Raw genomic sequence first — 23,554 nt, 5'->3', positions numbered from 1 at the left:
TTGCGAAAGCCTAGACCAACCGCGCGATCATGTCATTTCACGGATTGCGACGTTTGAACGGCTGCATGCGATCCGCGACCGCCGAACCCTGCTACCATCCCGCGTCCTGCGCCGATGGGCAACCCTCTCGGGTCGCCTACCTTCCGGTACGATCTCGCGCTCGACGGCCGCTACCGCCTCAGCCACGTCCGACGTCACCATTGGCCAGCCGCCGCTCCCAGGCATAGGCGGCCTCGACGATGCCGGTGAGGTCGTCATGGGCCGGCGTCCAGCCGAGGCGGGTGCGGGCGCGCGTGGCATCCGCCACCACCGCCGCGGCATCGCCCGGCCGGCGCGGGGCATAGTCGGCGCGGAAATCGACCTTGGTGACGGCCCGTACCGTGTCGACGACCTCCTTCACGCTGTAGCCGTGGCCATAGCCGCAATTGGCCACCATGCTCTCGCCGCCGGTGCGCAGATGGGCCAGGGCCGCCAGATGGGCCCGTACCAGATCGGTGACGTGGATGTAGTCGCGCAGGCAGGTGCCGTCCGGCGTCGGGTAGTCGGTGCCGAAGACGTCCATCTTCGCCCGCAGGCCGAGGGCAGTCTGCACGGCGACTTTGATAAGATGGGTGGCGTTCGGGGTGGACTGGCCGGTCCGGCCCAGCGGATCGGCGCCGGCGACGTTGAAGTAGCGCAGGACGACATAGGTGAGGTCATGGGCGGCCGCTGCGTCGCGCAGCATCCATTCGGTGATCAGCTTCGAGGTCCCGTAGGGGCTCTCCGGCAGGGTCGGGGCCTCCTCCTTCACCGGCATCACCTCCGGCGAGCCGTAGACCGCCGCCGTGGAGGAGAAGATGAAACGGCGCACGCCGGTGGCGACGGCCGCCGCCATGACGGCCCGTGTCTTCACGGTGTTGGCGAGATAGTAGCCGAGCGGATCGGCGACCGAATCCGGCACGACGATGCGGGCGGCGAAATGGATGACGGCGTCGATGTCGTGCAGCCGCATGAGCGTCTCGACCAGACCCTGGTCGCCCATGTCGCCGACGACGAGGGTGGCGCGCGGGTCGACGGCCCAGGCGAAGCCGGTGGACAGGTTGTCGAGCACGACGACGTTCTCGCCGGCATCGAGCAGTTCGAGAACCATGTGGCTGCCGATATATCCGGCGCCGCCGGTGACGAGAACGGTCATGGCATTTCCCCGCGGGCGTGCCTTCGGGCGCGCCTGATGTCCATTGGGAGGCCTAGCGCAAAGAGGTCAAGAAAATGCCAAGGCGGCGAGTGCGGGCCTATTCGGCGGCCTCGGCCGGAACGCGGAGCTCGGCCTCCCGTCCCGTCCGTCCGATCGAGCGGTAGCAGAACCCGGCGCGTGCGGCTTCATCGGGGTCGACGAGGTTGCGCAGGTCGACCAGGATCGGCCGGCGCATGATGCGCGCCGCCGCATCGAGGTCGAGTGCGGCAAATTCCGGCCATTCCGTCAGGATCACCGCGAGGTCGGCGCCGGCGAGGGCGGCCATGCTGCCCTTGGCCATGAGCACGCCCGGCAGCAGCGGGCCCGCCTGGCCCATGCCGGCAGGATCATGGGCGACGATGCGGGCCCCCTGCTTCTGGAGCTGCGGCAGGATGACGAGAGAGGCGGCTGAGCGCATGTCGTCGGTGCCCGCCTTGAAGGTGAGGCCGAGCACAGCGATGGTCTTCCCGGCCACCGACCCGCCGGCGGCGCGGACGATCTTGCGCACCATCTCGCCCTTGCGGGCGTCGTTGACGGCCACCGCCGTCTCGACCGAGCGCAGCGGTACGCCGTGGTCCTGCCCGGTCTTCATGAGCGCCAGCATGTCCTTCGGGAAGCAGGAGCCGCCGAAGCCCGGGCCGGCCTTGAGGAATTGGCTGCCGATGCGCGGGTCGAGCCCGATGCCGCGGGCGACATCCTCGACATCGGCGCCGATCTCCTCGCAGAGATTGGCGATCTCGTTGATGTAGGTGATCTTTAGCGCCAGGAAGGCGTTGGCGGCGTATTTGATGAGCTCGGACGCCCGCCGGTTGGTGACGACGAGCGGCGCGCCGGCCTCGTTCAGCGGTCGGTAGATCGCCGCCATCAGGGCTGCGGCGCGGGCATCGTCCGTGCCGACGACGATGCGGTCGGGCCGCATGAAGTCGGCGATCGCGACGCCCTCGCGCAGGAATTCCGGGTTGGACACGACGGCGACATCCGCTGCGGGCGCGCGGGCATGGACGAGCGCCTCGACCTCGTCGCCGGTGCCGACCGGCACGGTCGATTTCACGACGATGGCGGTGAAGGCGGAGAGGCTGGCGGCGATCTCCCCGGCAGCCGCCATGACCTGCGCCATGTCGGCATGGCCGTCGGATGGGCGGGGTGGTGTGCCGACGCAGATGAAGACAGCTGCGGCGCCCGGCACCGCCGCGGCGAGATCGGTGGTGAAGGCGAGCCTGCCGGCGGCGATCTCGCCGGAGACGAGGGCCGCGAGACCCGCCTCGTAGATCGGCATGACGCCGGCTTCGAGGCCCGCAATCCTGCCCGCGTCGCGATCGACCACGACGACCTCATGGCCGATGCTGGCAAGACAGGCTCCGGTGACAAGGCCGACATAGCCGGCGCCGACGACGGTGATGCGCTGGGAGCGGTGCTGCATGGCGGGTGCCTCGCCGGCGGAGGCGGTGATTCCCGTCCGTCTCCGCAACGCCCCCCGAAAAGCACCGCAAGGTGACAGGTGAACGACAGCGGCCCCCGCCCGCCCTCACATCACCGGTGGCGGGTTGCGCGTCATCATGGTGCGGCGCTGGTGCCAGTAGGGATAGGCCGGCGGGATGGCACTGGCGGCGTCGAGGGCCGCGGTCTGTTCGGGCGTCAGCTTCAGCGTACAAGCGGCGAGGTTGTCGCGCAGCTGCGCCTCGTTGCGGGCGCCGATGATGACGGAGGAGATCGTCGGGCGGGCGAGGAGCCAGGCGAGCGCCACCTGGGGGATGGATCGGCCGACCTCGGCGGAAACCGTTTCCAGGGCATCGGTGACGGCATAGAGCCTGTCCTCTGGCACGGGCCAACTGGCGTCTGTCGCCAGGCGGCTGTCCTGCGGCGGGCGCTTCGTCCGCCCGATCTTGCCGGAGAGCTTGGCCCCCGAGAGCGGCGACCAGACCAGCGTGCCGACATTCTGGTCGAGGCCGAGCGGCATCAGCTCCCATTCGAAATCGCGCGCCACCAGGGTGTAATAGGCCTGATGGATGACCGGCCGCGGCAACCCGTGGCGGTCGGCCAGTGCCAGCATCTTCATCAGGTGCCAGCCGGAATAGTTGGAGACTCCATAATAGCGGATCTTGCCGGCGCGGATGAGGGCGTCGAGGGCGGCCAGCATCTCCTCGATGGGAGTGAGGGCGTCGAAGGCGTGCAGCTGGTAGAGGTCGACATGGTCCGTGCCGAGGCGTTTGAGGCTCGCCTCGCAGGAGGCGATGATCTTCGCCCGCGAGGTGCCGATCTCGTTGGGACCGGGGCCCATCGGCATGCCGGTCTTGGTGGCGAGGATGACGGCGTCGCGGCGTCCCTTGATCGCCTGGCCGAGGATCTCCTCCGACAGGCCAGCGGAATAGCCGTCGGCGGTATCGAACATGGTGCAGCCGAGTTCGAGGCAGATATCGACGAGGCGGGTGGCTTCGGCGATGTCGGTCGCGCCCCATTTGCGCAGGAACTCGCTGCCACCGCCGAAAGTGGCGGTGCCGAGGGTCAGGGCGGGGATCTTGAGGCCGGAGCCTCCGAGCGTGCGGTAGTCCATGGCCTTGCCTCCGCGGGGCGATCGGGCGTCGCCTTCAGGGGAGGGAGTGTCGGGAGGCGTCGGCGATCGCGATAGGGTGCTGGCAGACGGGCAGGCATGCCCTATCGGTGCTAATCATCCGCCAGGGTGGCGCTGCCCATGAATAGAACGACTGTTGCATGTTATTTTGGCAGACCCCAGATTACCGGCGTCCGGCCCGTGATCGTCCTTCCTCGCCGAGACAGTCTGGGCGTGTCGTTTGACCGGGTTGCGTGGTGAAAACGAGTTGCCGGGCTTCAGCCTGGCCTGGGGGAAAACGACCGGCGAGGCGGCGTTCCAGGAATGGTCCGATACAGTGTCGACCATCTTCGACCTCGACGCGACGGCAGACAGCATCGCCCAGTTCCGGTTCGGTTTCTCGGCGTGGCATCTGGGATCGCTGGTGCTCGGCGTCAGCCAGAGCGACCGGATACGGTTCGAGCGCAGTTCCTCGACCATCGCGCGCAGTTCGATCGACCACTATCTCGTGCAGGTCTACCAGACCGGCGGCCTCGTCGGTGAGGTCGAAGGGAGCCCGGTCGAAGTCGCGCCGCGCGACGTCTGGATCCTCGATCTCGCTCGCGAGGCCAGCATCCGGGAGGTCGATTTTCGCAGCATCAACCTGGCGATTCCTCGCAACCTCCTGGCGCCCTTCGTCAAGGATCCGGACGGATTGCACGGGCTGAAGATTTCCGAGACCACGCCTCTGGGAGGGATGTTGTCGCGCTATCTGGTCGATCTTGCCGGGCAGGCCGCGCAGATGAGCCAGGCGGAAGCCGCCTCCATCGCGGAATCGACGATCCATCTCGTCGCCGGCTGTGCCGGTCCCAGCCGCGATGCGAGCGAGGTCGTGCGGACTGGCGTCACGACGATCTCGTTGACCGCGATCCGCCGGTATATCGACGGAAACCTCGGCAATCCCGCCCTCGATGTCGACCTGATCTGCCGGCACTTCGGCATGTCGCGGGCCACGCTCTATCGTCTTTGCGAACCGCTCGGCGGGGTTCACGCTCATATCCGGCGGCGCAGGCTGGCCCGCTGCTTCAAGGATCTGGTGTCGCCGGGCGAGAATTCCCTGCGCATCTCGCAGATCGCATATCGCTACGGCTTTACCGACGAAGCCACATTCAGCCGCGCGTTCCGGTCGACCTACGGCCTGTCGCCGAGCGAGGCTCGGGCAGAGGGCTATCGGCACTTCGCCCGGGTGATGGCCGGGGACCAGGGGACCGGGGCGAACGAGGCCGATCTGAGCAAATGGATCGTCGAACTGATGAAGCTTTAGGCCGGACAGGCCCTCGCGCATCGCCCACCACCGGCTTCCCGAGGCGCGCAGCAAGGCCCCGGCGATTCGGTGAGGCCGGCAGGATCGCGCCGGCTCTCCGCCGCCGCAGAAGCGACCATTGGCATCGCCCGTGCGGCCATTCCATCTCAAATTTTTGGCGTGCTGTCTCATCCTGGTGGATCTGCGGGCCGGGGCGATTGTCCGGCCTTCGATGCCGTGCCTAGAAAGCAGGGATATGCCGGCTCCCATCCCCCGCTGCCGGTCATGAGGACCATGATGTCGCGTTTCGCCATCGCTCTCTTCGCATTGATCGGGCTGACCTGGACGGCGTCGGCACAGAATTACAACTTCACTCTGCACAACGAGTCGGACGGTTGGGTGATCAGCGGCTTCCAGACCAATGTGGGGGGCGTGTGGAGCCGCAACTGGCTGAGCTCCAACCTCTCGCCGGGCCGTTCGCGCAACATGGTCTGGTCGAGCCAGAGCGGCGCCTGCGTCGTCGATATCCGGGTGACTTGGCAGGACTGGGGTTCGCAGGAATACACCTTCAACTGGTGCACCGAGAACCCGCGAAACATCCGCATGCAGAACGAAGGTCTCACCTTCGACTGAACTGATCCCCGGTTTCACAGACCCGGCGGGGGAATGGAATCGCTCCCGAAACATGCCCCTTGCTTCCGGGGCGTCCACTTTCCTCCGCTGGACCTATCGCCATGACCAGACGTGGTGCCCTCGCTTTCGCCACGCTGGCGGCCATCGCCCTGTCGGGCGAAAGCGCCGCGGCACAACAGACGGTCACCTGCCCGCTGCGGATGACGACCACGGCGGCGAGGGTCGCCGATCCTGCCGCTGTCGCCGGCTTCGATCGCCTGATCGGTCACGAAGGCGATTCCCAGTCCTGGCTCAACGGTGTCGCCGTCTATGCCGGTACGGTCACCGCGGAGGGGCTCATCGCCGGAACGCCGCGCGGGCGGCGCCAGCTCGACTGGACGCTCGACGGTCAGCGCGAAGTCTTCGTCGCCTGTCTCTACGAGGGGGGCATCGTCCTCTCCCGGGGGGTCGGCAAGGCGAGGTCCTGTTCTGCAGCCTTCATCCGGTCGACCGAGCCCGGTGCGGCTCACTGGGGGTTGCAGAGTGGCCAGTTCAACTGCCGCTAGCCTCCTTCGCCCGTCTCACCGGCGTCTGATGGAAAGGAGCCAGGCGATGCCATGGAAGCGTTTTCGGGGTCTCTGCCTGTGCATCCCGGTCCTGCTGCCGGCCGCCCTGTCCGATGCGGCGGCTCAGCCGCGCCCGCCGGCGGCGACCTTCACCGCGACGTGCCCGCCGACCCTGACGGTGACGTACAGCGCCATCGCACAGCGTGGCACCGGTGATCCCGAGGACGATCTCAGCGGCTTCACCGCCTCCTTCACGCCCGACACGGTCGTCCGCCTCATCGTCGCGGCCGTTGGCCAGCGCTCCGGCCCCGGTGAAGGCATCAATGCGGACGAGCCGGAGAACGGGGAAACGGTCCGGCCCGGCCAGCCGTTGATCTACCGCTTCTGGGACGAGCGGGCGCGCAGGCCGCTTTATCCGGCGGCGATCAAGTGCGGTTACGAGGGCGGTTTCGCCATGCAGCAGCCCGTGCCGGCGAACATGCGTTCCTGCGCTTTGCTGGAAACCCGCCAGGAGCCGACGCAGACCGGCACCACAGCGCGTTCCATCATCACGCGAGCCGCGTTCACATGCCGGTAAGCGCCCTCAAGGTGCCGGCATCCGGTTGCGACCCGCGCCGCCGATGCGGCAGGCGGGGCGCGATGTCAGGCGCGCCCGCCGGCCACCAGCTTCGGCTGCAGCAGGGGCGCCGGACGCTCGCCGAGGCAGCGCATGGCGATGTCGAGGGAGGCGAGGCCGTCGGCACCGCCGGTGACCGGGGCCTTGCCGGTGCGGACACTGTCGATGAAGGCGACGAGTTCGGCGCGCAGCGGCTCGGCATAGGCGACGGAGAGGTGGCGCATCGAATAGGAGCCATCGGGCTTGTAGTCGAAGCATTCGGTGACCTGGCGGGTGATCAGGTCGCCGGAAATATATTTGTTGCGGGTGGCGACATGGACGGTGCGCGCCTTGAACGGCGTCAGCCAGTTCGTGTTGATGTGGGCGAGCACGCCGGAGGCGGTGCGGAACTGTAGAAGCGCGATATCCTCGCGCTCCGCATGGACCGAATTGGTCTGCGGCTGGATCTCGGTGATCTCCGAACCGGTGAACCAGCGGATCAGGTCGATGTCATGGACGGCGAGGTCGATGACGACGCCGATATCCGACATGCGCGGCGGGAAGGGTCCGACGCGGGTGATCTGGATCGACAGTATGTCGTCATCGGCGATGGCCTGGCGGATCGACTGAACCGCCGGGTTGAAGCGCTCGACATGGCCGATCATCAAGGTCACGCCGGCACGGTCGGCAGCGTCGATGATGCGCCGGCCTTCCTCGACGGACTGGGCGATGGGCTTTTCCACGAGGACGTGGATGCCGCGGGCGATGGCGGCGAGCGCGATGGGCGTGTGGAGCTGGGTCGGTGCTGCGATGGTGAGGGCGTCGATGCCGGCATCCATGAGAGCATCGAGCGTGGCAAAGCCCGCGCAGCCGAGGCGGGATGTGACGAATTCGACTTGCGCCGCATCGGGATCGGCGACCCCGGCTAGGGTGACGCCCGGCAGTTCCGCCAGCACCCGCGCGTGGTTCTTGCCCATGACGCCGAGGCCGACGACGCCGACACGCAGGGGTTTTGCCGCGGAGGTGGACTGGGTCATGAAGGGGCCTCGGGAATCACGCGGTGGCGGCGGCTCTGCCACCTGACCCGTCCCCTATACGATTTTGCCCGGGGGCAGCGCAAACCGGCGCGGTTCACGAAGGGTGACGGCGCGTGTCAGCGCCGCCAGCCGGCGAGGGCGGTCGCGGCGCCGTGGCTGCGGGCGAGACCGGCGACATCGGAGGCAACGACGCGCTGGCCCAGCGGGAAGACCGAGGCCGCGGCGAGCTTCAGATGCGCCCAGCCGAAGGGAATGCCGATGATCGTGACGAAACAGGCGAGTGCCGCGACGACGTGGATGACCAGCAGGATGAAGCCGAGCGGCACGAACCAGATGATATTGCCGAGGAAGCGCAGAACGCCCATGGCGCCGGCCGGCCGGCCGGTCAGTTCGCTGACCCAGACGACATCGCGGCCGAAGGGCCAGAGCGTATAGGCGCCGATGCGGAAACAGGCGAAGGCCCAGGGCAGGCCGATGATGGTGATCGCCGCGATCGCGCCGGCCACGAACCAGGCGAGGCCCGCGAGGAGCCCGCCGAGGACGAACCAGAGGATGTTGAGCAGAAGGCGGATGGGTCCCATGGCAATGCGATCCGGACGGAGGAAAGTCACTGCGCATATGGGGTCTCGACTGCTCCAGCGCATCGGCGCGCCACCGTCGGCGAGGCCGAGATTGCGGATCGCGCAGAGCGGCCTCAGGCGGGAGGACTCGCCTTGCCAGGTGCGAAGCGGATGATGGCGGCCTCGATATCGAGGCTGGAGACATCGAGGTCGCGGATATCGATCACGAACTCGGTGCTGTCTGCGAATTCTCGCATCTTGCTGTCCCACTTCTGTTCGCGCGGGCCATATATGGCTGCCTTGGGAACATCGACCACCAGCAAGTCCGCGCGTTCGTGCTGCCGGAGGATCCTGGCGCTGGCGATGGCCTCCCACGGCACTCTGTGGACGAAGTATTCGGGCATCAACATGCCGGTGCCGTCGACGATAAGCTGGGGACCGTGGGCATTCTGGATCCGGCGCTGCCCGAAATGGATGAAGGCCAGCAAGACACCGCAGCCGATCATGCCGATGACGATCTGCTTCACCTCGGCCTCTCGCCAGGCGAGGAAGGCCATCAGGGCAAGGAACACAACGAAGATATAAGCCCCTTGTTCGGAGCGCTTGCGGGCGAACCGCGCGACGAGCGGGGCATCGGGGGCCGGCGGCATGGCGTCTCCGGCATCGGGAGGCAGTGCTGGCGTTGATCATGTTGGCCTGCGGCCGGGCATACAAGCGGAATCCCCCGTTGGACACCCGCGGCCCGCGGCCCTAAAACCGGCAGCCTGAAACCCCGGGGAGATGCACATGCCCGCCATCGCCGACCTGAAGGTCAAGCTCTATACGGACGGGGCCGAGAAGGCCTCCATCGTCGAGATGGCGAAGAGGCCGTGGATCCAGGGCTTCACCACCAATCCCTCGCTGCTGAAAAAGGCCGGCGTCTCCGACTATGCCGCCTATGCGAAGGACCTCGTCGCGGCGGTGCCCGACCATCACATCTCGTTCGAGGTCTTCTCCGACGATCTGAAGGAGATGGAGGCGCAGGCGCGCGTCATCGCCACCTGGGGGAAGAACGTCTATGTCAAGCTGCCGGTGACGAACTCGCAGGGCGCACCGCTCTACGACCTCATCCACAAGCTGTCCCGCGAGGGTGTGAAGATCAATTTCACCGCGCTTTACACCCAGGCGCAGATCAAGGCCTCGGTCGAGGCGCTGAAGGGCGGCGCGCCCTCCATCATCTCGGTCTTCGCCGGCCGCCTGGGTGATGCCGGCCACGACTACATGCCGGTGATGACCTATGCGGTGGGTCTTGCCCGCGGCACCGACACGATCGAGGTCATCTGGGCCTCGACCCGCGAGGTGTGGAACGTCATCGAGGCCGATCGCATCGGCTGCCACATCATCACCGCGCCGGCCGACATCCTGAAGAAGCTGGAGGGCCTCGGCCGTGCGCCGGAGGACATCTCGCTCGACACGGTGAAGGGCTTCGTCGCCGACGCCAAGGCGGCCGGGCTGACGCTCGCCACCTGAGGCGACCGCTAGTCGCGGCGGTCTGAACCCACGCCGAATCGGTTCTCCTCGGCTAGACCTTTGTTTCGTCGGAATGGGCGGCTAGCGCCTTCCGGCGAAACGGCAGTGCGGGTGCGCCTCGCCGCGGCATGCAGAAGGATCCCGTCGGTCGTGATCAGGAACATCTTCTCGGTCTCGGCCCTCACCCTGCTCAGCCGACTTTTCGGCTTCGTGCGCGACCTGATGTTCGCCGCCATCCTCGGCGCGGGAGCATTGGCGGACGCCTTCTTCGTTGCCTTCCGCATTCCCAACCAGTTCCGCGCCATCTTCGCCGAGGGCGCCTTCTCCGCCGCCTTCGTGCCGGGCTTCGCCAAGGTCGCGGCCGAGCGCGGACAGAACGCAGCCCTCATCTTCGCCGATCGGATCTTCGCCTTTCTGATCCTGTCCCAGCTCGTTCTGCTCGCCGTCGCCTTCATCTTCATGCCGACGGTGGTGGGACTGATGGCGCCGGGCTTCAGCGAAGATCCCGTGCGGTTTCCCGCTGCGGTGGAGCTCACCCGGATCACCTTCCCCTATCTGGCGCTGGTCTCGCTGGTGATCCTCGTCAGCGGCGTGCTGAACGCGGTGGGGCGCTTTGCCGCCGCGGCGGCAACGCAGGTCATCCTCAGCCTCGGGATCATCGGCGGGCTCCTGCTCGCGCAGCATTTTCCCACCCCCGCCCATGCCGCCGCCTGGGGCATTATCGTCGCGGGCATCCTGCAATTCCTCCTCGTCTCCGTCGACGCTCTCAGGGCCGACGTCATGGTGGAACTGCGCATGCCCCGCGTGACGCCCGAGGTGAAGCGGTTCTGGAAGACCTTCGTGCCGGCGACGCTGGGATCGGCGGGGACGCAGATCGCCGTGCTCGCCGATACGGTGGTGGCGAGCTATCTCGTCGCCGGCTCCGTCTCCTGGCTCTATTATGCCGACCGTCTCAACCAGCTGCCGATCGGTGTCATTTCCATTGCGGTGGGCACGGTCCTGCTGTCCGAGATGAGCCGCCGGGTGTCGGCCGGCGACGAGCCGGGGGCGCGGACGGCGCAGCTGCGTGCCATCGAACTCACCCTCGTCTTCACGCTGCCGGCGGTCGCCGCCTTCGTCATCGTGCCGGACATCCTGATGAAGGCGCTGTTCATGCGCGGCGCCTTCACCGAGAACGACGCCATCCAGTCGGCGCGGGCGCTCGCCGCCTATGGCGTGGGCCTTGCCGCGCTGGTGCTGATCCGGCCCCTGACGGTGACCTTCCATGCGCGCGGCGACACAACCACGCCGGTCATCGCCGTCGCCGTCGCCATCGCCGTCAACGTGGCGCTGAAATTCGCGCTGATGGGACCGCTCGGCCATGTCGGGCTTGCCACCGCCACCAGCGTCGGGGCCTGGATCAACGTCACGCTGCTCATCGTCTTTGCGCGGCGGAAGGACCTCTTCACCCTCGATTCGCGGGCCCGCTCCGTGCTGCCGCAGATCGCGGTGGCCTTCGCCGTGCTGGTCCTGGCGCTGGTCGTCGGCAGCACGATCATGGCGAGCCTTCCCGGTCCGGGCCTCAACCACAAGGTCGCCCTGCTCATCCTGATGGTGCTTGGCGGCCTGTCCTATTGCGCCGTCCTGGTCCTGCTCTTCGGCAAGCAGTTCATGGCGGATGTGCGCCGGCTCCGGCGGGGCATCGCCGGCTGAGGCCCTTGCCCTGGCGCTCAGCCCTGCGGTGTCGTGACCTTGCGCTGGCCGGCGCGCTCGATGCCGAGCTGGTGCTCGCGCCAGATGACGAAGATGCCGGAGGCGACGACGATCGAGCCGCCGGTGACGACATAGGCGCTCGGCAGGTCGGCGAAGACGATGTAGCCGAAGATGACCGCCCAGATCATCGAGAAATAGTCGAAGGGCGCGATCAGCGAGGTGTCCGCATAGCGGTAGCTCAACGTCAGGAAGATCTGGCCGAGCCCGCCGGTGACGCCGACCATCACCAGGATGAGCGCCTTCCACGGGCTCGGCACGACCCATTGGCCGATGGCCGGCAGGACATGCCCCAGGGGCCATGTGAGGAGCGCCAGCGTGGCGCAGAGCGCCATGAAGGAGAAGACGATGGCGGCCGTCGTCTCGGTGTTGACGAGCCTGCGGACCTGGATGGTGGCAAAGGCGGCGCAGACCGCCCCGCCAAGGGCGAAAATGGCGCCGGTGCGCTGGCTGTCCGGGCGGTCGCCGAGGGTGCCGATATCAAGATGGGGCCAGAGGATGACGACGACGCCGACGAAGCCGATGGCCACCGCCGACCAGCGGTAGATGCGCACCTGTTCGCCGAGGATGAAATAGGCGAGCGGCACGACCATCAGGGGGGCGGCATAGCCGATGGCGGTGGAATCGGCGAGCGGCAGCAGGGTCAGGCCGACGAAGCCGGAAAACATGCCGATGGCGCCGATGACGCCGCGCTTCATGTGGGAGCGGAAGCTGACAAAGCGGAACGCGTCCATGACCTCATGGCGCCAGGCGAGCATCATGAAGAGCGGGATCAGCGCGAAGAAGGAGCGGCAGAAGACGATCTCGCCGACCGGAATCTCCTGGCCCGCCACGCGCGCCAGCGTCGACATGGAGGTGAAGGCCACCGTCGACATCAGCTTGAAGAGGATCCCCGTGGCGGCGCGGGAGAGAACGGGCATGAAGGCGAGGGGTCAGGAGGGATATTCGCCTGTCCCTTGAACCATGCCGGGCCGGGTTCGGGCAGGGCCAAAGCTGCACGCATGCCCTGCGACCATGACCCGGCTCCGAGCCGTTTCCACCCTGGCGCGGTCGTTTTTGCGGTCGCCGTGCCCCCGGCCGGCCGGTTGCACCCCACCGGTCAGCCGATATGGTCGCCGCACCGCCCTGCAAGAGGCGGTGCCACTCACTTCGTCACATCACGGGACCTTCTCATGGACAGCCTCAATCCAACCCTCAACGCCTGGGCACCGCGCCTGCTCTCGGTGCTCCGCATCATGGCCGCGCTGGTCTTGCTGCAGCATGCCTTCGTCAAGCTCTTCGGCTTCCCGATGAGCGTCAATTTCGCCCCGGTCGGCTCGATGCCGTGGATCGCCGCCTGCATCGAACTCGTTACGGGCGTGTTGATTCTGGTCGGTTTTTTCACCCGCCCGGCCGCTTTCGTGCTCGCCGGCACCATGGCTGCGGCCTATTTCATCGGCCATGCCGGCCGCGGCTTCTACCCGATCCAGAACGGCGGCAACCTCGCGATCATGTATTGCTTCACCTTCCTCTATCTGGTCTTCGCCGGACCCGGCCCGTGGAGCGTCGACGCCCAGCGCTCCAGCAATCCCTGACGCTGTTCCGTCATTTCGCGTGACGGTCCAGGCCGCGAGTCGTCCCGTTCGGCTCGCGGCTTTTTCGTCTTTAGACTCAGGTGGTTACCTAGGCGTAACCGGTGTTTTTCGCGGCTTTTTCGCACACAAGATCACTGGTCCGGGTCACGGCTGCGTGATCGTCGCTGAACGATCTCAGCGGCGGGGAGGGGCCCGGCCCTCACGCGCCGGCAGGGCCTTCAGGTAGGCCGCCATGGCCGCGCGGTCATCATTGCTGAGCTGGGCGGTGTTGCGGATGACCGATGCCATGGCCCCGCCGGCCGAGTCGCCGGAGGGCGTGAAGCCGTCGGCGAGGTAGCTGGCGATATCGTCCTCCGACCAGGAGGCTATGCCGTCGCGGTGCGGCGTGATGTTGGGGACCCAGCCCGCGCCTTCCGGATTAGGGCCACCCGCGAAGCGGCGGTCGGCGGTGATGGCGCCGGTGAAGGCGCGCGGCGAATGGCATTCGGCGCAATGGCCGGGACCCTCGACCAAATAGGCGCCGCGGTTCCAGGCGGCGGATTTCGACGGATCGGGCCGGAAGGGCTGGCCGTCGAGGAAGGCGAGTTTCCACAGGCCGAGGCCACGGCGCACCGTGAAGGGGAAGGGCAAGTCATGCGGGCGGTTGGCCGTCGGATCGACCGGCAGCGTCTTCATATAGGCGAAGAGGTCACGGACATCCCCGACCGTCATGCGCTGGTAGGAGGTGTAGGGGAAAGCCGGATAATAGTGCTCGCCGGACGGCGAGACGCCTTTCAGCATGGCATTGGCGAAGTCGGCCTCCGACCAGCGGCCGATGCCGCGCTCCGGATGAGGCGAAATGTTGGGGGCATAGAAGGTGCCAAAGGGCGATTTCAGCCCATGACCGCCGCCCATCCGTGTGCGGTCGGTCTGGCCCTCGGTGACGTGGCAGGAGGCGCAGCCGGCAGCGGCGAAGACCAGCCGGCCGTGCTCGGCATTCGGCGCGGGGCCGGCCAATGCGGCCGGTGCCAGACGTGAGGGCATGGTGAGCCACCAGAAAACGGCTCCTCCGGCGACCCCGAGAATCGCCAGACCCATCACCAGCCGCCTGATCATGCCTTACCTCGTTCGTTGGCGTGACGCGCCGGCCCGCAAGACCGGCGCGCCGCGTTGGCTGGCGCCGCTCAGTTGCGACGGGCGCGGTAGGTCTCGTGGCAGCTGCCGCAGTTCTTGGTCACCTCGCCGAAGGCCGCCTGGAAGGTGGCGAGATCGGTCACCTTGGCGCCCTCGGTGCGGGCATCGGCACCCCACTTGGCGACGGCGGCGTTGAAGGCGGCCCGGTTCGCCCAGATCGTCGGGAGAGCCGCGGTTTCGCCACCGGTCTGGCTGCCATCGGGGAAGAGGTTGGCATAGGTGGCGGCCGATTGCTCGTAGGCGGCGAAGATCGCCCGCGCCTGTGCCAGATCGAAGGGCGCCTGGCCGCGCGCCATGCGGGCGCCGGCGCCGGTCTGTTCGCCGACAGTCTTCATGGATGCCTTGCGGGCGGCGATCGGGTCGGCGCCCTGGGCCGATACGGCCAGGGTGCCGATGGCGATTGTCGCCGCGGCAATGATCAAACGCTTCATGTGAACTTTCCCCCTTGATGTCCTGCTCGAGGACGAGACCGTCGGCCTCGTGCCGACTGGAATCATTCCACACCACAGAAGGCGCCCGCGGGTATCCCCATATTGCAGAGGAGTGATCACGCCTGCGTTATCTCGCCGCATGACCTTGCATTCGCGCATATTCACATTTGCCGTCGTGCAACCGGCTGGGGCCGGGCGGGGGAGGAGGACCGCCCGGTCGACGTCAGGCGGCCTTTGCTGCCTTGGCATCCTGGATCGTCTGCCAGACGAGGGCAGGCGTTGCCGGCATATCGATCTCCTTGATGCCATAGGCACGCCACAGCGCATCGACGATGGCGTTCATCACCGAGGGGCAGGCGCCGATCGTGCCGGCCTCGCCGGCCCCCTTGATGCCAAGGAGATTGGTGACGCAGGGCACGTTGCGCGTCTCGAAATGGAAGTTCGGGATGTGGTCGGCCCGTGGCATGGCGTAGTCCATGAACGAGGCGGTCAGGAGCTGGCCGCTCTCCTTGTCGTAGACGGTGCGCTCCAGCAGCGCCTGACCGATTCCCTGGACGATCCCGCCATGGACCTGGCCGGCCAGCAGGGTCGGATTGATGGTGACGCCGAAATCGTCGACGACGGTATAGGCGACGATCTCGGTGACGCCGGTATCCGGGTCGATCTCCACCTCGCAGATATGGGTCCCATTGGGAAAGGTGGGCTCCGGCGGCCGCCAGGTGCCGTGGCTCTTCAGCTTGTCCTCGGCGCCCGGGAGGGACGCGATCTTCTCATAGGAGATCGCCTTGTCGGTGCCGACGACGCGCACCGCGCCACCGACGATCTCGACATCGCCGACGCCGACCTCCATCTCGGTCGCCGCCATGTCCTTGATCACGTCTGCCAGGGCCCGCGCGCCGACATCGACGGCGGCGCCGCCGACGGGCAGCGAGCGCGAGCCGCCGGTGCCAGTGCCGGTAGGAATCTGGGCGGTGTCGCCCTGGATGACGTTGATCTTCTCGATGGGGATGTCGAGGTGCTGGGAGGCGAGCTGGGCATAGGCCGTCTTGTGGCCCTGGCCGTTGGACTGGGTGCCGATCTTGATGGTCACCGTGCCGTCCTTCTCCAGGCTCATCCAGGCGTTCTCGGGGGCACCGCCGCCGCACGCCTCCACATAGGTGGCCATGCCGATGCCGCGGATCTTGCCGGCCTTCTTCGCCGCCTTCAGGCGGTCCTTGAAGGCGTCCCAGCCGGCGACCGCCATGGCGCGGGTCATGTGGCCGTCGAACTCGCCGGAATCGTAGGTGCGGCCGACGGGCGTCTTCCAGGGGAACTGGTCGGGCTGGATGAAGTTGCGGCGGCGCACCTCGGCCGGGCTCATGCCGGTCTCGATGGCGATGCGGTCCATCAGGCGCTCGATGAGATAGGCCGCCTCCGGGCGCCCGGCGCCGCGATAGGCGTCGACGGGGACGGTGTTGGTATAGGCATATTTCAGCCGGACATGCATGGCGGGGAAGGCATAGACACCGGCCAGCATGAGGGCGCCGACATAGGGGATGAAGGTCGCGTACTGGGACAGATAGGCGCCCATGTCGGCCACAGTGTCGACCTTTACCGCCAGCACCTTGCCGCGCTTGTCGAGCGCCGCCGTGGCGGTGGAGACATTGTCGCGGCCCTGGCTGCAATTGACGAAATGGTCGCCGCGGTCCTGCACCCAGGCGACCGGCTTCTTCAGCTTGCGGGCGGCGAGCATGCAGAGCGGATATTCGCGGAACATGAAGGTCTTGGTGCCGAAGCCGCCACCGACATCAGGCGTGATGACGCGGATCTGTTCCTTCGGCATGTTGAAGATGCGGGTCGCCAGCGTCGCCTGGATGCTGTGGCTGCCCTGGCTTCCGAGGGTCAGGGTGAAGCTCTTCGCCTTGGAATCATATTCGGCGAGGCAGCCGCGCGTCTCCATGTAGTTGGTGACCAGGCGGTTGTTGACGATGGTCAGCGACACCGTGCGGTGGGCCTTGGCGAAGGCCTTCTCGGTCGCCTCCGCCTCGCCGAGATGCACCTCGCCGCAGAGATTGCCGGGAATGTCGGGCCAGACCTGGGGAGCGCCCTTCTGCAGGGCATCGACGGCGTCGATGATCGGCTCGCGCGACGTCCATTCGATGGCGATGGCCTCGGCGGCGTCCTTGGCCCGGTCGAGCGTATCCGCCACGACGAAGGCGATGCCGTCACCGACATGGCGGACGGTCTTAGAGCAGAGCACCTCCCAGGGCGGATTGGGGATCGGGGTCACCGAGGGGATCTGCGACAGGCAGGGCAGGTTGCCGATGCCCTCGAGGTCGGCATGGGTGAAGATCGCCTTGACGCCCTTCATGGCGCGGGCCGCGCTGGTGTCGGTGATCACGAAGTCGGCGAAGGCGAAGGGCGAACGCACGACATAGCCGATCAGCGCGCCGTCCGGCACCAGGTCGGAGACGAAGCGTCCCTCGCCCTTGATCAGCGGCGCGTCCTCGACCCGGCTCAATGCCTGGCCCATTCCGAATTTCGTCGGCGTCATGTCATGTGCTCCGGGAACTCGGAATCAGAATGGAACGCTTCGCGGCTGCGAGGCAAGCCTTGGCCGTCGCAAAGGCGCAATGCGGCGGAGACTGGCCTTGCCACGGAGAACCCGCGTAAATGGCAGGGATCACGATCAGCGCAGGACGGGCTTCATGGCGCCGGACGATCCGAAGACATCGACCCCGCCGGCCATCTATCTCGGCCTCGCCTTCTGCCTAGTCTCGGTGGTCTGGTGGTTCGTCTACTATGCCCAGTATGGCGGCGCCTTCGGCCTCCTCGGCCTGAAGCTCGCCTGCATCGGCTTCGCGACACCCGAATGCGCCTTCTTCCAGGCCAATATCCGCGGGGCGATTCCGCGCTACGTGCCGGTGCTCTGGTATGCCGGCATGGTGACGCTGGCCTTCGGCGTCTTCCAGATCTGGCGGCAGCGCCAGCCCTGACCGGCGCGGTCAGAACGCCTTGAAGGTGATGATCGTATGGGTGTCCTGGATGCCCGGGATCAGCTGCACCTTCTCGTTGACGAAATGGCCGATATCGGTGCCGGGCTCGACATAGAACTTCACCAGCAGGTCGAAATTACCGGCGGTCGAATAGATCTCCGAGGCGATCTCGCGGTCGGCGAGGGCGGCGGCGACCTGATAGGCCTTGCCGAGCTGGCATTTGATCTGGACGAAGAAGGCGATCATGGGGACCCTCGCGGCGCGCAAGGCCTCACCCATGCCATCAATGGGCGCGCGCGTCATCCCCCCGGTGCTTGCGCCGGCGGGTTCCTTGGCCTAACTGTCACTCATTGTCTCGTCGGGGTGCCCTCATCGGGCTGAGAGGTCGCAAGGCCAACCCGTCGTACCTGAACCGGGTCATGCCGGCGGAGGAAACCGAGATGGACAGATGGCCCCCAAGCGGGGATTCCGACTTCAGCGACCGCGTCCTGCACACCGCCCGTGACGGCCTCGCCGCGATCCGTGCACGCAGGCCGCGTGTCCATTGCATCACCAACACGGTGGCGCAGGCCTATACCGCCAATGCGCTGCTCGCCCTCGGTGCGGTGCCGTCGATGACGACGGCGCCGGACGAGATCGCCGCCTTCGCCGGCAGCGCCGATGCGCTCCTGGTCAATCTCGGCACGCTGGAGCCGGAGCGGCGCGCCGTCATCCGCACGGCGATCGAGGTGGCCAGCGCGGCCGGCCGGCCCTGGCTCCTCGACCCCGTCTTCATCGACCGCTCGGCCGGGCGCGCCGCCTTCGCGCGCGACCTCGCCGCGCTCGCACCGGCGGCGATCCGCGGCAACGGCGCCGAGATCGCGGTGCTCGGTCCGGACGAGGACCTCGCCATGATCGCCCGCCGCCTCGCCACCGTCGTGGCGGCGACCGGGGAGACGGATGTGGTGACCGACGGCGATCGCCTTGTCGCCATCGCCAACGGCCATCCGCTGATGGCGCGGGTGACCGCCATGGGCTGCGCCGGGGCGGCGATCACCGCCGCCTTTCTCGCCGTCGGCGACGATGCCGGAGCGGCGAGCGCCGCCGCCATGCTCGTGCTCGGAATCGTCGGAGAGAGCGCCGCCGAGACGGCGCGCGGGCCGGGCAGTTTCGCATCCGCCTATCTCGACGCCCTCTACGGTCTAGAAGCGGCCGATATCGCGGCGCGGGCGCGGATCACGACACCAGAGCAGGGAGAGGCGCCATGACGGCCATCGCGGTGACCATTGCGGGCTCGGATTCCGGCGGCGGTGCCGGCATCCAGGCGGATCTCAAGACCTTCTCGGCGCTCGGCGTCTATGGTGCCAGCGTCGTCACGGCGCTCACCGCGCAGAACACCCGCGGCGTCCAGGCGATCCATGACGTGCCGGCGGATTTCATCGCCGCGCAGATGGATTCGGTCTTCTCCGACCTGAAGGTCGGCGCTGCCAAGATCGGCATGCTGTCGCAAGTGCCGGTGATCGCGGCCGTGGCGGCGGGGCTCGACCGGCACCGGGTCGGCCAGGTCGTGCTCGATCCAGTCATGGTTGCGACCTCCGGCGACCGGCTGCTCCATCCCGACGCGGTCTCGGCGCTGCGGCGCTTGCTCTTCCCGCGCGCCGTTCTCGTCACGCCCAACCTGCTGGAGGCGGCGGCCCTGCTCGATCAGCCGGTGGCACGGGGGGAGGACGACATGCTCGCCCAGGGACAGGCGCTGATGGCGCAGGGGGCAAAGGCAGTGCTGATGAAGGGCGGCCACGGCACCGGCGATACCAGCGTCGATCTTCTGGTGACGCCGGCCGGAACGGTACGGCTGGAGGCGCCGCGCGTCGCCACCCGCAACACCCACGGCACCGGCTGCACGCTCTCCTCGGCCATTGCCGCCGGCCTCGCCAAGGGCTTTCCACTGGGACAGGCGGTCAGCGAGGCAAAGGATTATGTGACTGCCGCCATCGCCGCATCGGAACGGCTGCAGGTCGGCAGCGGCCATGGGCCCACCCATCATTTCCACGCCTGGTGGTGACATGACCTTCAATCGCCGCTCCGCGCTTGTCGCTGGTGCCACCGGCCTGATCGCCGCGCCGGGTCTCGTCCGGGCCCAGCCCGTCCTGCGCTGGCGCCTCGTCACATCCTGGCCGCGCAACCTGCCCGGCCCGGCCTTCTCGGCCCAGCGCATCGCCGACCGGATCAAGCTCCTGTCCGGCGGGCGGATCGAGGTCCAGGTCCTCGCCGCTGGCGAGGTGGTGCCGGCCTTCGCCGTCCACGAGGCGGTGGGCAATGGCACCGTCGAACTCGGCCATACCGCCTCCTTCTTCGCCATCGGGCGGGAGCCGGCTCTCGCCTTCTTCACCACCATCCCCTTTGGCCTGACTCCGCCCGAGCACAATGCCTGGGTGCTGAAGGGCGGCGGGCAGGCTTTGTGGGACGAGGCGGCGGCGCGGTTCGGGGTGAAGCCCTTCCTCGGCGGCAATACCGGCGTGTCGATGGGCGGCTGGTTCCGCAGGGAGCTGCAATCGGCCGACGACGTGAAGGGTCTCACCATCCGCATGGTGGGCCTCGGGGCGGAGCTCTTCCAGCGCCTCGGCGCTACCGCCATCGCCATCCCGCCGGGCGATATCTACCCGTCGCTGGAGCGTGGGGCGATCGACGGGGCGGAGTTCACCTCGCCCGGTTCCGACATCCAGCTGGGACTGTGGCGGGTGGCGCCATTCTATTATGCACCCGGCTTCAACAAGCCGAACGGATCGAGCGAGCTCGTGGTCAACAAGGCGCTGTGGGACGGGTTGCCGGCCGACCTGAAGGGTGTCGTCCAGGCGGCCAGTGACGCGGAGCAGGCCATCGCCCTCGCCGAGATCGAGATCCTGAACATGGACGCGCTGGCGACAATGGTCTCGACCCACGGCGTCCGGCTGCGCGGCTTCCCGACGCCGCTGGTGCGGATCGCCCGCCGTCATGCCGCCGACCTGGTCGGCGAACTTGCCACCCGCAGCGCCATGGCGGGCAAGATCGCCGCGCATTACACCGCCTTCCAGGGACGGATTGGGCCTTGGACGCGGGTATCCACCCATGCCGCTCTCGGTGCGCGCGAGGTGTGACGGCTCGTCCGCGGCGGGCGATGGCGGGCCGCCATCCTTGCTCCCGGGGCCGGCAGGGCATAAGATCGTTTAGTCGAACGATCGTTCGAAACAACGTACGAGACGCCTTGCCGCCGATGGCCGACCGGGACCCGAAAAAAATCGAGATGGATGCCGGCGCCCATGTGCTGTCCGGCAATCTCGGCAAGACCGTGCAGCGACTGCGCAAGGCCTACAACCTGTCGCTGTCGGAACTGTCGGAACAGTCGGGTGTCGCCAAATCGATCATCAGCCAGATCGAGCGCAACGAGACCAATCCGACGCTCGCCACCATCTGGCGCCTCAGCCAGGCGCTCGACGTCTCGATCGAGCGGGTGCTGGCAACGGCGACCGAGGAGCCCTTCCTCGAGAAGCTGTCGCGGGCCGATACCCCGCTGCTGGTGTCCGACGACGGCAAGTGCCGGCTGTCGATCATCGGCTGGATCAAGACCGTCGAATGGCTTCAATGGTATGATTTCCAGTGCGATCCCGGCGGCGTCCTGGAGAGCGAGGGGCACCAGCGCGGCTCCATCGAGAGCCTCTCCGTGCTGTCCGGCGAATTGCAGGTCGAGGTGGGAGACCGGTTCGAGACGGTGGGGACCGGCGAGAGCGCCCGCTACCGCTGCGACGGGCGGCACGTCATCCGCAATGTCGGCCATGAACCCGCCCATGCGGTGATGGTCTGCATCCTCAAGGCGGCCGTGATGGAGTGAGGGCGGCGCCCGCCGGTCTCTCCTCGCGATTCCGTATCGCCCCGCAAGTGTCTGGACGTGAATCGCAATCCGTCCTTGTGCTCAGGTGGAGAGTCCGGTTCTTTACGTGGTGATTCAACTACTCCGGCGCCGCTTTTCGCCCGCCAGGATGACCAGCGCGATCCCCGCGAGGATCGCCAGCGAAGCTGCGGCCATGCGCAGGGTCAGTGCCTCGCCGATGAAGACCACCGCGCCCGCCGCGGCGATGGCCGGCACAGTGAGCTGGACCGAGGCCGCGGTGACGCGGGACAGAGACGGCAGCACGGCATACCAGACGGCATAGCCAAGGCCGGAGGCGAGGGCCCCCGAGGCCACCGCATAGGCGAGGCCCGCCGCGTCCGGCGGATGGACGCGCCAGCCCCAGCCGATGAGCAGCAGCGCCACCGGCAGGCAGCGCAGGAAGTTGCCGGCAGTGTCGGCAAGCGGATCGGCGGAGCCGCGTCCCAGCAGCGAATAGACCGCCCAGCAGAGCCCGGCGATGGCCATCAGCAGCACGCCGAGGGGCGAGGGGGCGGCGGTCCCCGGTGCGACAAGCCAGACGAGGGCGGCGAAGGCGATGACAAGGCCGGCGCCCTCCAGCGGGCCGGGCCGGTCTCCTGCGGCGATGGCGCGGGCGATCATGCCGAATTGCACAGCACCGAAGAGGACGATGGCGCCGATGGCCGCGCCGAGCCAGAGATAGGCGATGGAGAAGGCGAGGGCATAGCCGAACAGCGCCGCTGCCTGCGGCCAGCTGCCGGCGACGGCGGGCCCGCCGTCCTGACGCCCGACGATGCGCGCCAGGGCGAAGAGCACGATGGCCCCCGAGGCGAGGCGCCAGCCGGTATAGCCCATGTCGTCGATGGCCCCGCCGGCGAGGGCGAGGCGTGCCAGGATGGAATTGGCGGCGAAGGCGACCATCGCCGTCGCGGTGAGGGCGATGGTTCTCAGCATCGGGAGTGGCTTCATGTCCGGCGCGGGCGCGGCGGGCGGGCGCTTGGGCGCCCGCCAGTCCGGCTCACTGCCAGGCGATGACCTTCTGTTTCTGCTCGCCGAGTCCCTCGATGCCGAGGGTCATGACGTCGCCGGCGCGGAGGAATTTCGGCGGCTTCATGCCGAGGCCGACGCCGGGCGGCGTGCCGGTGGTGATGACGTCGCCGGGCTCGAGAACCATGAATTCGGAGATGTAGGAGACGATGGTCCTGACGTCGAAGATCATGGTCTTGGTCGAGCCGGTCTGCATGCGCTCGCCGTTGACGTCGAGCCACATGCCGAGCTTCTGCACGTCCTTGATCTCGTCGGTGGTGACGAGCCAGGGGCCGAGCGGGCCGAAGGTCTCGCAGCCCTTGCCCTTCATCCACTGGCCGCCGCGCTCGATCTGGTACTCGCGCTCGGAGACGTCGTTGCAGACGCAGAAGCCGGCGACGACGGAGAGGGCATCCTTCTTGGAGACGTAGCGGGCACGCTCGCCGATGACGATGGCGAGCTCGATCTCCCAGTCGGTCTTCACCGACTTCTTCGGCAGCATGACGTCGTCATTGGGGCCGACGATGCAGGAGCGCGCCTTGTTGAAGAGGATCGGCTCGGTCGGGATGGCGGCGCCGGTCTCGGCGGCATGGTCGGCATAGTTGAGGCCGACGGCGATGAAGTTGCCGACATCGCCGACACAGGCGCCGAGCCGCGGGCGGCCCTTCACCAGGGGAAGCTTGTCCCACTTGGCCTTGGCGATCTTGGCGAGGCCCTTCTTGGTCAGCGCGGCGCCGGCAATGTCGGGCACGATCTCCGACAGATCGCGGATCTTGCCGTCAGGGTCGATGAGGCCGGGCTTTTCCTTGCCCTTGGCGCCATAGCGAACGAGTTTCACGACT

The 23,554-nt window shown here is 67.6% G+C and carries 25 protein-coding genes and 1 riboswitch; of the genes, 12 read left to right on the top strand and 13 right to left on the bottom strand.

The window, feature by feature from the left end:
• Nucleotides 1–178 precede the first annotated feature (178 nt).
• The 3 genes from galE to Q0C57_RS14170 form a co-directional block, all read right to left on the bottom strand.
• The gene (gene galE / locus Q0C57_RS14180; protein ID WP_296577082.1) at nucleotides 179–1,174 is read right to left on the bottom strand and encodes a UDP-glucose 4-epimerase GalE; all 996 of its coding nucleotides are present in this window, start codon (nucleotides 1,172–1,174) and stop codon (nucleotides 179–181) included.
• A gap of 97 nt (nucleotides 1,175–1,271) precedes the next feature.
• A complete protein-coding gene (locus tag Q0C57_RS14175; RefSeq protein ID WP_296577081.1) occupies nucleotides 1,272–2,633 on the bottom strand; it encodes a UDP-glucose/GDP-mannose dehydrogenase family protein in 1,362 nt (453 codons plus the stop codon).
• A gap of 105 nt (nucleotides 2,634–2,738) precedes the next feature.
• A complete protein-coding gene (locus tag Q0C57_RS14170; protein WP_296577080.1) occupies nucleotides 2,739–3,764 on the bottom strand; it encodes an aldo/keto reductase in 1,026 nt (341 codons plus the stop codon).
• Between the two features lie 238 nt (nucleotides 3,765–4,002).
• Between Q0C57_RS14170 and Q0C57_RS14165 the strand changes: the two genes are divergently transcribed.
• The 4 genes from Q0C57_RS14165 to Q0C57_RS14150 all read left to right on the top strand — a co-directional run bounded on the left by Q0C57_RS14165 (nucleotide 4,003) and on the right by Q0C57_RS14150 (nucleotide 6,798).
• Nucleotides 4,003–5,064 (top strand): helix-turn-helix domain-containing protein, encoded by a 1,062-nt coding sequence (locus tag Q0C57_RS14165; RefSeq protein ID WP_296577079.1) that lies wholly within the window; start codon nucleotides 4,003–4,005, stop codon nucleotides 5,062–5,064.
• 276 nt (nucleotides 5,065–5,340) lie between these two features.
• Nucleotides 5,341–5,676, top strand: coding sequence for a hypothetical protein (locus tag Q0C57_RS14160; RefSeq protein WP_296577078.1), 336 nt, complete (start codon nucleotides 5,341–5,343; stop codon nucleotides 5,674–5,676).
• Between the two features lie 101 nt (nucleotides 5,677–5,777).
• Complete coding sequence (locus Q0C57_RS14155) at nucleotides 5,778–6,221, top strand: STY0301 family protein (protein WP_296577077.1); 444 nt, start codon at nucleotides 5,778–5,780, stop codon at nucleotides 6,219–6,221.
• 46 nt (nucleotides 6,222–6,267) lie between these two features.
• Nucleotides 6,268–6,798, top strand: coding sequence for a hypothetical protein (locus Q0C57_RS14150; RefSeq protein ID WP_296577076.1), 531 nt, complete (start codon nucleotides 6,268–6,270; stop codon nucleotides 6,796–6,798).
• Between the two features lie 65 nt (nucleotides 6,799–6,863).
• Here Q0C57_RS14150 and Q0C57_RS14145 read toward each other — a convergent pair whose 3' ends face one another.
• The 3 genes from Q0C57_RS14145 to Q0C57_RS14135 all read right to left on the bottom strand — a co-directional run bounded on the left by Q0C57_RS14145 (nucleotide 6,864) and on the right by Q0C57_RS14135 (nucleotide 9,063).
• Nucleotides 6,864–7,853, bottom strand: a complete 990-nt coding sequence (locus tag Q0C57_RS14145) for a Gfo/Idh/MocA family oxidoreductase (protein ID WP_296577075.1) — start codon at nucleotides 7,851–7,853, stop codon at nucleotides 6,864–6,866.
• Nucleotides 7,854–7,969: 116 nt separating this feature from the next.
• Nucleotides 7,970–8,434 (bottom strand): YccF domain-containing protein, encoded by a 465-nt coding sequence (locus Q0C57_RS14140; protein ID WP_296577074.1) that lies wholly within the window; start codon nucleotides 8,432–8,434, stop codon nucleotides 7,970–7,972.
• Nucleotides 8,435–8,547: 113 nt separating this feature from the next.
• Nucleotides 8,548–9,063 carry a hypothetical protein gene (locus Q0C57_RS14135; RefSeq protein WP_296577073.1) on the bottom strand — a complete coding sequence of 172 codons (516 nt, stop codon included), beginning with the start codon at nucleotides 9,061–9,063 and terminating at the stop codon, nucleotides 8,548–8,550.
• Between the two features lie 136 nt (nucleotides 9,064–9,199).
• Here Q0C57_RS14135 and Q0C57_RS14130 point away from each other — a divergent pair, with 136 nt between their 5' ends.
• Together Q0C57_RS14130 and murJ are read left to right on the top strand one after the other, a co-directional pair.
• Nucleotides 9,200–9,922 (top strand): transaldolase, encoded by a 723-nt coding sequence (locus Q0C57_RS14130; RefSeq protein ID WP_296577072.1) that lies wholly within the window; start codon nucleotides 9,200–9,202, stop codon nucleotides 9,920–9,922.
• A 150-nt stretch (nucleotides 9,923–10,072) separates the two neighbouring features.
• Nucleotides 10,073–11,614: a murein biosynthesis integral membrane protein MurJ gene (murJ, locus tag Q0C57_RS14125; protein ID WP_296577071.1), complete on the top strand. Its 1,542-nt coding sequence runs from the start codon at nucleotides 10,073–10,075 to the stop codon at nucleotides 11,612–11,614.
• Between the two features lie 17 nt (nucleotides 11,615–11,631).
• On the opposite strand, the gene Q0C57_RS14120 is transcribed toward murJ, so the two are convergent.
• The gene (locus Q0C57_RS14120) at nucleotides 11,632–12,591 is read right to left on the bottom strand and encodes a DMT family transporter (protein ID WP_296577070.1); all 960 of its coding nucleotides are present in this window, start codon (nucleotides 12,589–12,591) and stop codon (nucleotides 11,632–11,634) included.
• 252 nt (nucleotides 12,592–12,843) lie between these two features.
• On the opposite strand from Q0C57_RS14120, the gene Q0C57_RS14115 reads away from it, so the two are divergent.
• Nucleotides 12,844–13,245 (top strand): DoxX family protein, encoded by a 402-nt coding sequence (locus Q0C57_RS14115; RefSeq protein WP_296577069.1) that lies wholly within the window; start codon nucleotides 12,844–12,846, stop codon nucleotides 13,243–13,245.
• Between the two features lie 174 nt (nucleotides 13,246–13,419).
• On the opposite strand, the gene Q0C57_RS14110 is transcribed toward Q0C57_RS14115, so the two are convergent.
• The 3 genes from Q0C57_RS14110 to Q0C57_RS14100 all read right to left on the bottom strand — a co-directional run bounded on the left by Q0C57_RS14110 (nucleotide 13,420) and on the right by Q0C57_RS14100 (nucleotide 17,382).
• The gene (locus Q0C57_RS14110) at nucleotides 13,420–14,340 is read right to left on the bottom strand and encodes a cytochrome c (RefSeq protein WP_296577068.1); all 921 of its coding nucleotides are present in this window, start codon (nucleotides 14,338–14,340) and stop codon (nucleotides 13,420–13,422) included.
• A 68-nt stretch (nucleotides 14,341–14,408) separates the two neighbouring features.
• Nucleotides 14,409–14,849: a cytochrome c gene (locus Q0C57_RS14105; protein WP_296577067.1), complete on the bottom strand. Its 441-nt coding sequence runs from the start codon at nucleotides 14,847–14,849 to the stop codon at nucleotides 14,409–14,411.
• A gap of 223 nt (nucleotides 14,850–15,072) precedes the next feature.
• Entirely contained in the window at nucleotides 15,073–17,382 is a 2,310-nt protein-coding gene (locus tag Q0C57_RS14100; protein ID WP_296577066.1) for a xanthine dehydrogenase family protein molybdopterin-binding subunit, read from the bottom strand.
• A gap of 154 nt (nucleotides 17,383–17,536) precedes the next feature.
• On the opposite strand from Q0C57_RS14100, the gene Q0C57_RS14095 reads away from it, so the two are divergent.
• Complete coding sequence (locus Q0C57_RS14095; RefSeq protein WP_296577065.1) at nucleotides 17,537–17,824, top strand: hypothetical protein; 288 nt, start codon at nucleotides 17,537–17,539, stop codon at nucleotides 17,822–17,824.
• 9 nt (nucleotides 17,825–17,833) lie between these two features.
• Here the strand turns inward: Q0C57_RS14095 and Q0C57_RS14090 are convergent, their stop codons facing one another.
• Nucleotides 17,834–18,070: an Lrp/AsnC ligand binding domain-containing protein gene (locus Q0C57_RS14090; RefSeq protein ID WP_296577064.1), complete on the bottom strand. Its 237-nt coding sequence runs from the start codon at nucleotides 18,068–18,070 to the stop codon at nucleotides 17,834–17,836.
• Nucleotides 18,071–18,173: 103 nt separating this feature from the next.
• A riboswitch (TPP riboswitch) is annotated at nucleotides 18,174–18,276 on the top strand.
• Between Q0C57_RS14090 and thiM the strand changes: the two genes are divergently transcribed.
• From thiM to Q0C57_RS14070, 4 genes are all read left to right on the top strand, one after another.
• Nucleotides 18,265–19,071, top strand: coding sequence for a hydroxyethylthiazole kinase (thiM, locus tag Q0C57_RS14085; protein WP_296577063.1), 807 nt, complete (start codon nucleotides 18,265–18,267; stop codon nucleotides 19,069–19,071). Its footprint overlaps the riboswitch before it by 12 nt.
• Complete coding sequence (thiD, locus tag Q0C57_RS14080) at nucleotides 19,068–19,865, top strand: bifunctional hydroxymethylpyrimidine kinase/phosphomethylpyrimidine kinase (RefSeq protein ID WP_296577062.1); 798 nt, start codon at nucleotides 19,068–19,070, stop codon at nucleotides 19,863–19,865. The genes thiM and thiD overlap by 4 nt, the downstream gene beginning before the upstream one ends.
• Before the next feature lies 1 nt (nucleotide 19,866).
• Complete coding sequence (locus Q0C57_RS14075; RefSeq protein ID WP_296577061.1) at nucleotides 19,867–20,937, top strand: TRAP transporter substrate-binding protein; 1,071 nt, start codon at nucleotides 19,867–19,869, stop codon at nucleotides 20,935–20,937.
• Between the two features lie 116 nt (nucleotides 20,938–21,053).
• Nucleotides 21,054–21,668 carry an XRE family transcriptional regulator gene (locus Q0C57_RS14070; RefSeq protein ID WP_296577093.1) on the top strand — a complete coding sequence of 205 codons (615 nt, stop codon included), beginning with the start codon at nucleotides 21,054–21,056 and terminating at the stop codon, nucleotides 21,666–21,668.
• Nucleotides 21,669–21,782: 114 nt separating this feature from the next.
• On the opposite strand, the gene Q0C57_RS14065 is transcribed toward Q0C57_RS14070, so the two are convergent.
• Together Q0C57_RS14065 and Q0C57_RS14060 are read right to left on the bottom strand one after the other, a co-directional pair.
• Nucleotides 21,783–22,640: a DMT family transporter gene (locus Q0C57_RS14065; RefSeq protein ID WP_296577060.1), complete on the bottom strand. Its 858-nt coding sequence runs from the start codon at nucleotides 22,638–22,640 to the stop codon at nucleotides 21,783–21,785.
• A gap of 64 nt (nucleotides 22,641–22,704) precedes the next feature.
• Nucleotides 22,705–23,550 carry a fumarylacetoacetate hydrolase family protein gene (locus Q0C57_RS14060; protein WP_296577059.1) on the bottom strand — a complete coding sequence of 282 codons (846 nt, stop codon included), beginning with the start codon at nucleotides 23,548–23,550 and terminating at the stop codon, nucleotides 22,705–22,707.
• Nucleotides 23,551–23,554: the final 4 nt, after the last annotated feature.

The organism is Phreatobacter sp. (assembly GCF_022843985.1).
Taxonomy (GTDB): domain Bacteria; phylum Pseudomonadota; class Alphaproteobacteria; order Rhizobiales; family Phreatobacteraceae; genus Phreatobacter.
This window is presented reverse-complemented; position numbering and strand designations above follow the sequence as displayed.

Coding starts and splice junctions, on each gene's coding strand:
- galE (WP_296577082.1), bottom strand. CDS start 1,174: ATGACCGTTCTCGTCACCGGCGGCGCCGGATATATCGGCAGCCACATG.
- Q0C57_RS14175 (WP_296577081.1), bottom strand. CDS start 2,633: ATGCAGCACCGCTCCCAGCGCATCACCGTCGTCGGCGCCGGCTATGTC.
- Q0C57_RS14170 (WP_296577080.1), bottom strand. CDS start 3,764: ATGGACTACCGCACGCTCGGAGGCTCCGGCCTCAAGATCCCCGCCCTG.
- Q0C57_RS14160 (WP_296577078.1), top strand. CDS start 5,341: ATGTCGCGTTTCGCCATCGCTCTCTTCGCATTGATCGGGCTGACCTGG.
- Q0C57_RS14155 (WP_296577077.1), top strand. CDS start 5,778: ATGACCAGACGTGGTGCCCTCGCTTTCGCCACGCTGGCGGCCATCGCC.
- Q0C57_RS14150 (WP_296577076.1), top strand. CDS start 6,268: ATGCCATGGAAGCGTTTTCGGGGTCTCTGCCTGTGCATCCCGGTCCTG.
- Q0C57_RS14145 (WP_296577075.1), bottom strand. CDS start 7,853: ATGACCCAGTCCACCTCCGCGGCAAAACCCCTGCGTGTCGGCGTCGTC.
- Q0C57_RS14140 (WP_296577074.1), bottom strand. CDS start 8,434: ATGGGACCCATCCGCCTTCTGCTCAACATCCTCTGGTTCGTCCTCGGC.
- Q0C57_RS14135 (WP_296577073.1), bottom strand. CDS start 9,063: ATGCCGCCGGCCCCCGATGCCCCGCTCGTCGCGCGGTTCGCCCGCAAG.
- Q0C57_RS14130 (WP_296577072.1), top strand. CDS start 9,200: ATGCCCGCCATCGCCGACCTGAAGGTCAAGCTCTATACGGACGGGGCC.
- Q0C57_RS14120 (WP_296577070.1), bottom strand. CDS start 12,591: ATGCCCGTTCTCTCCCGCGCCGCCACGGGGATCCTCTTCAAGCTGATG.
- Q0C57_RS14115 (WP_296577069.1), top strand. CDS start 12,844: ATGGACAGCCTCAATCCAACCCTCAACGCCTGGGCACCGCGCCTGCTC.
- Q0C57_RS14110 (WP_296577068.1), bottom strand. CDS start 14,340: ATGATCAGGCGGCTGGTGATGGGTCTGGCGATTCTCGGGGTCGCCGGA.
- Q0C57_RS14105 (WP_296577067.1), bottom strand. CDS start 14,849: ATGAAGCGTTTGATCATTGCCGCGGCGACAATCGCCATCGGCACCCTG.
- Q0C57_RS14100 (WP_296577066.1), bottom strand. CDS start 17,382: ATGACGCCGACGAAATTCGGAATGGGCCAGGCATTGAGCCGGGTCGAG.
- Q0C57_RS14095 (WP_296577065.1), top strand. CDS start 17,537: ATGGCGCCGGACGATCCGAAGACATCGACCCCGCCGGCCATCTATCTC.
- Q0C57_RS14090 (WP_296577064.1), bottom strand. CDS start 18,070: ATGATCGCCTTCTTCGTCCAGATCAAATGCCAGCTCGGCAAGGCCTAT.
- thiM (WP_296577063.1), top strand. CDS start 18,265: ATGGACAGATGGCCCCCAAGCGGGGATTCCGACTTCAGCGACCGCGTC.
- thiD (WP_296577062.1), top strand. CDS start 19,068: ATGACGGCCATCGCGGTGACCATTGCGGGCTCGGATTCCGGCGGCGGT.
- Q0C57_RS14075 (WP_296577061.1), top strand. CDS start 19,867: ATGACCTTCAATCGCCGCTCCGCGCTTGTCGCTGGTGCCACCGGCCTG.
- Q0C57_RS14070 (WP_296577093.1), top strand. CDS start 21,054: ATGGCCGACCGGGACCCGAAAAAAATCGAGATGGATGCCGGCGCCCAT.
- Q0C57_RS14065 (WP_296577060.1), bottom strand. CDS start 22,640: ATGCTGAGAACCATCGCCCTCACCGCGACGGCGATGGTCGCCTTCGCC.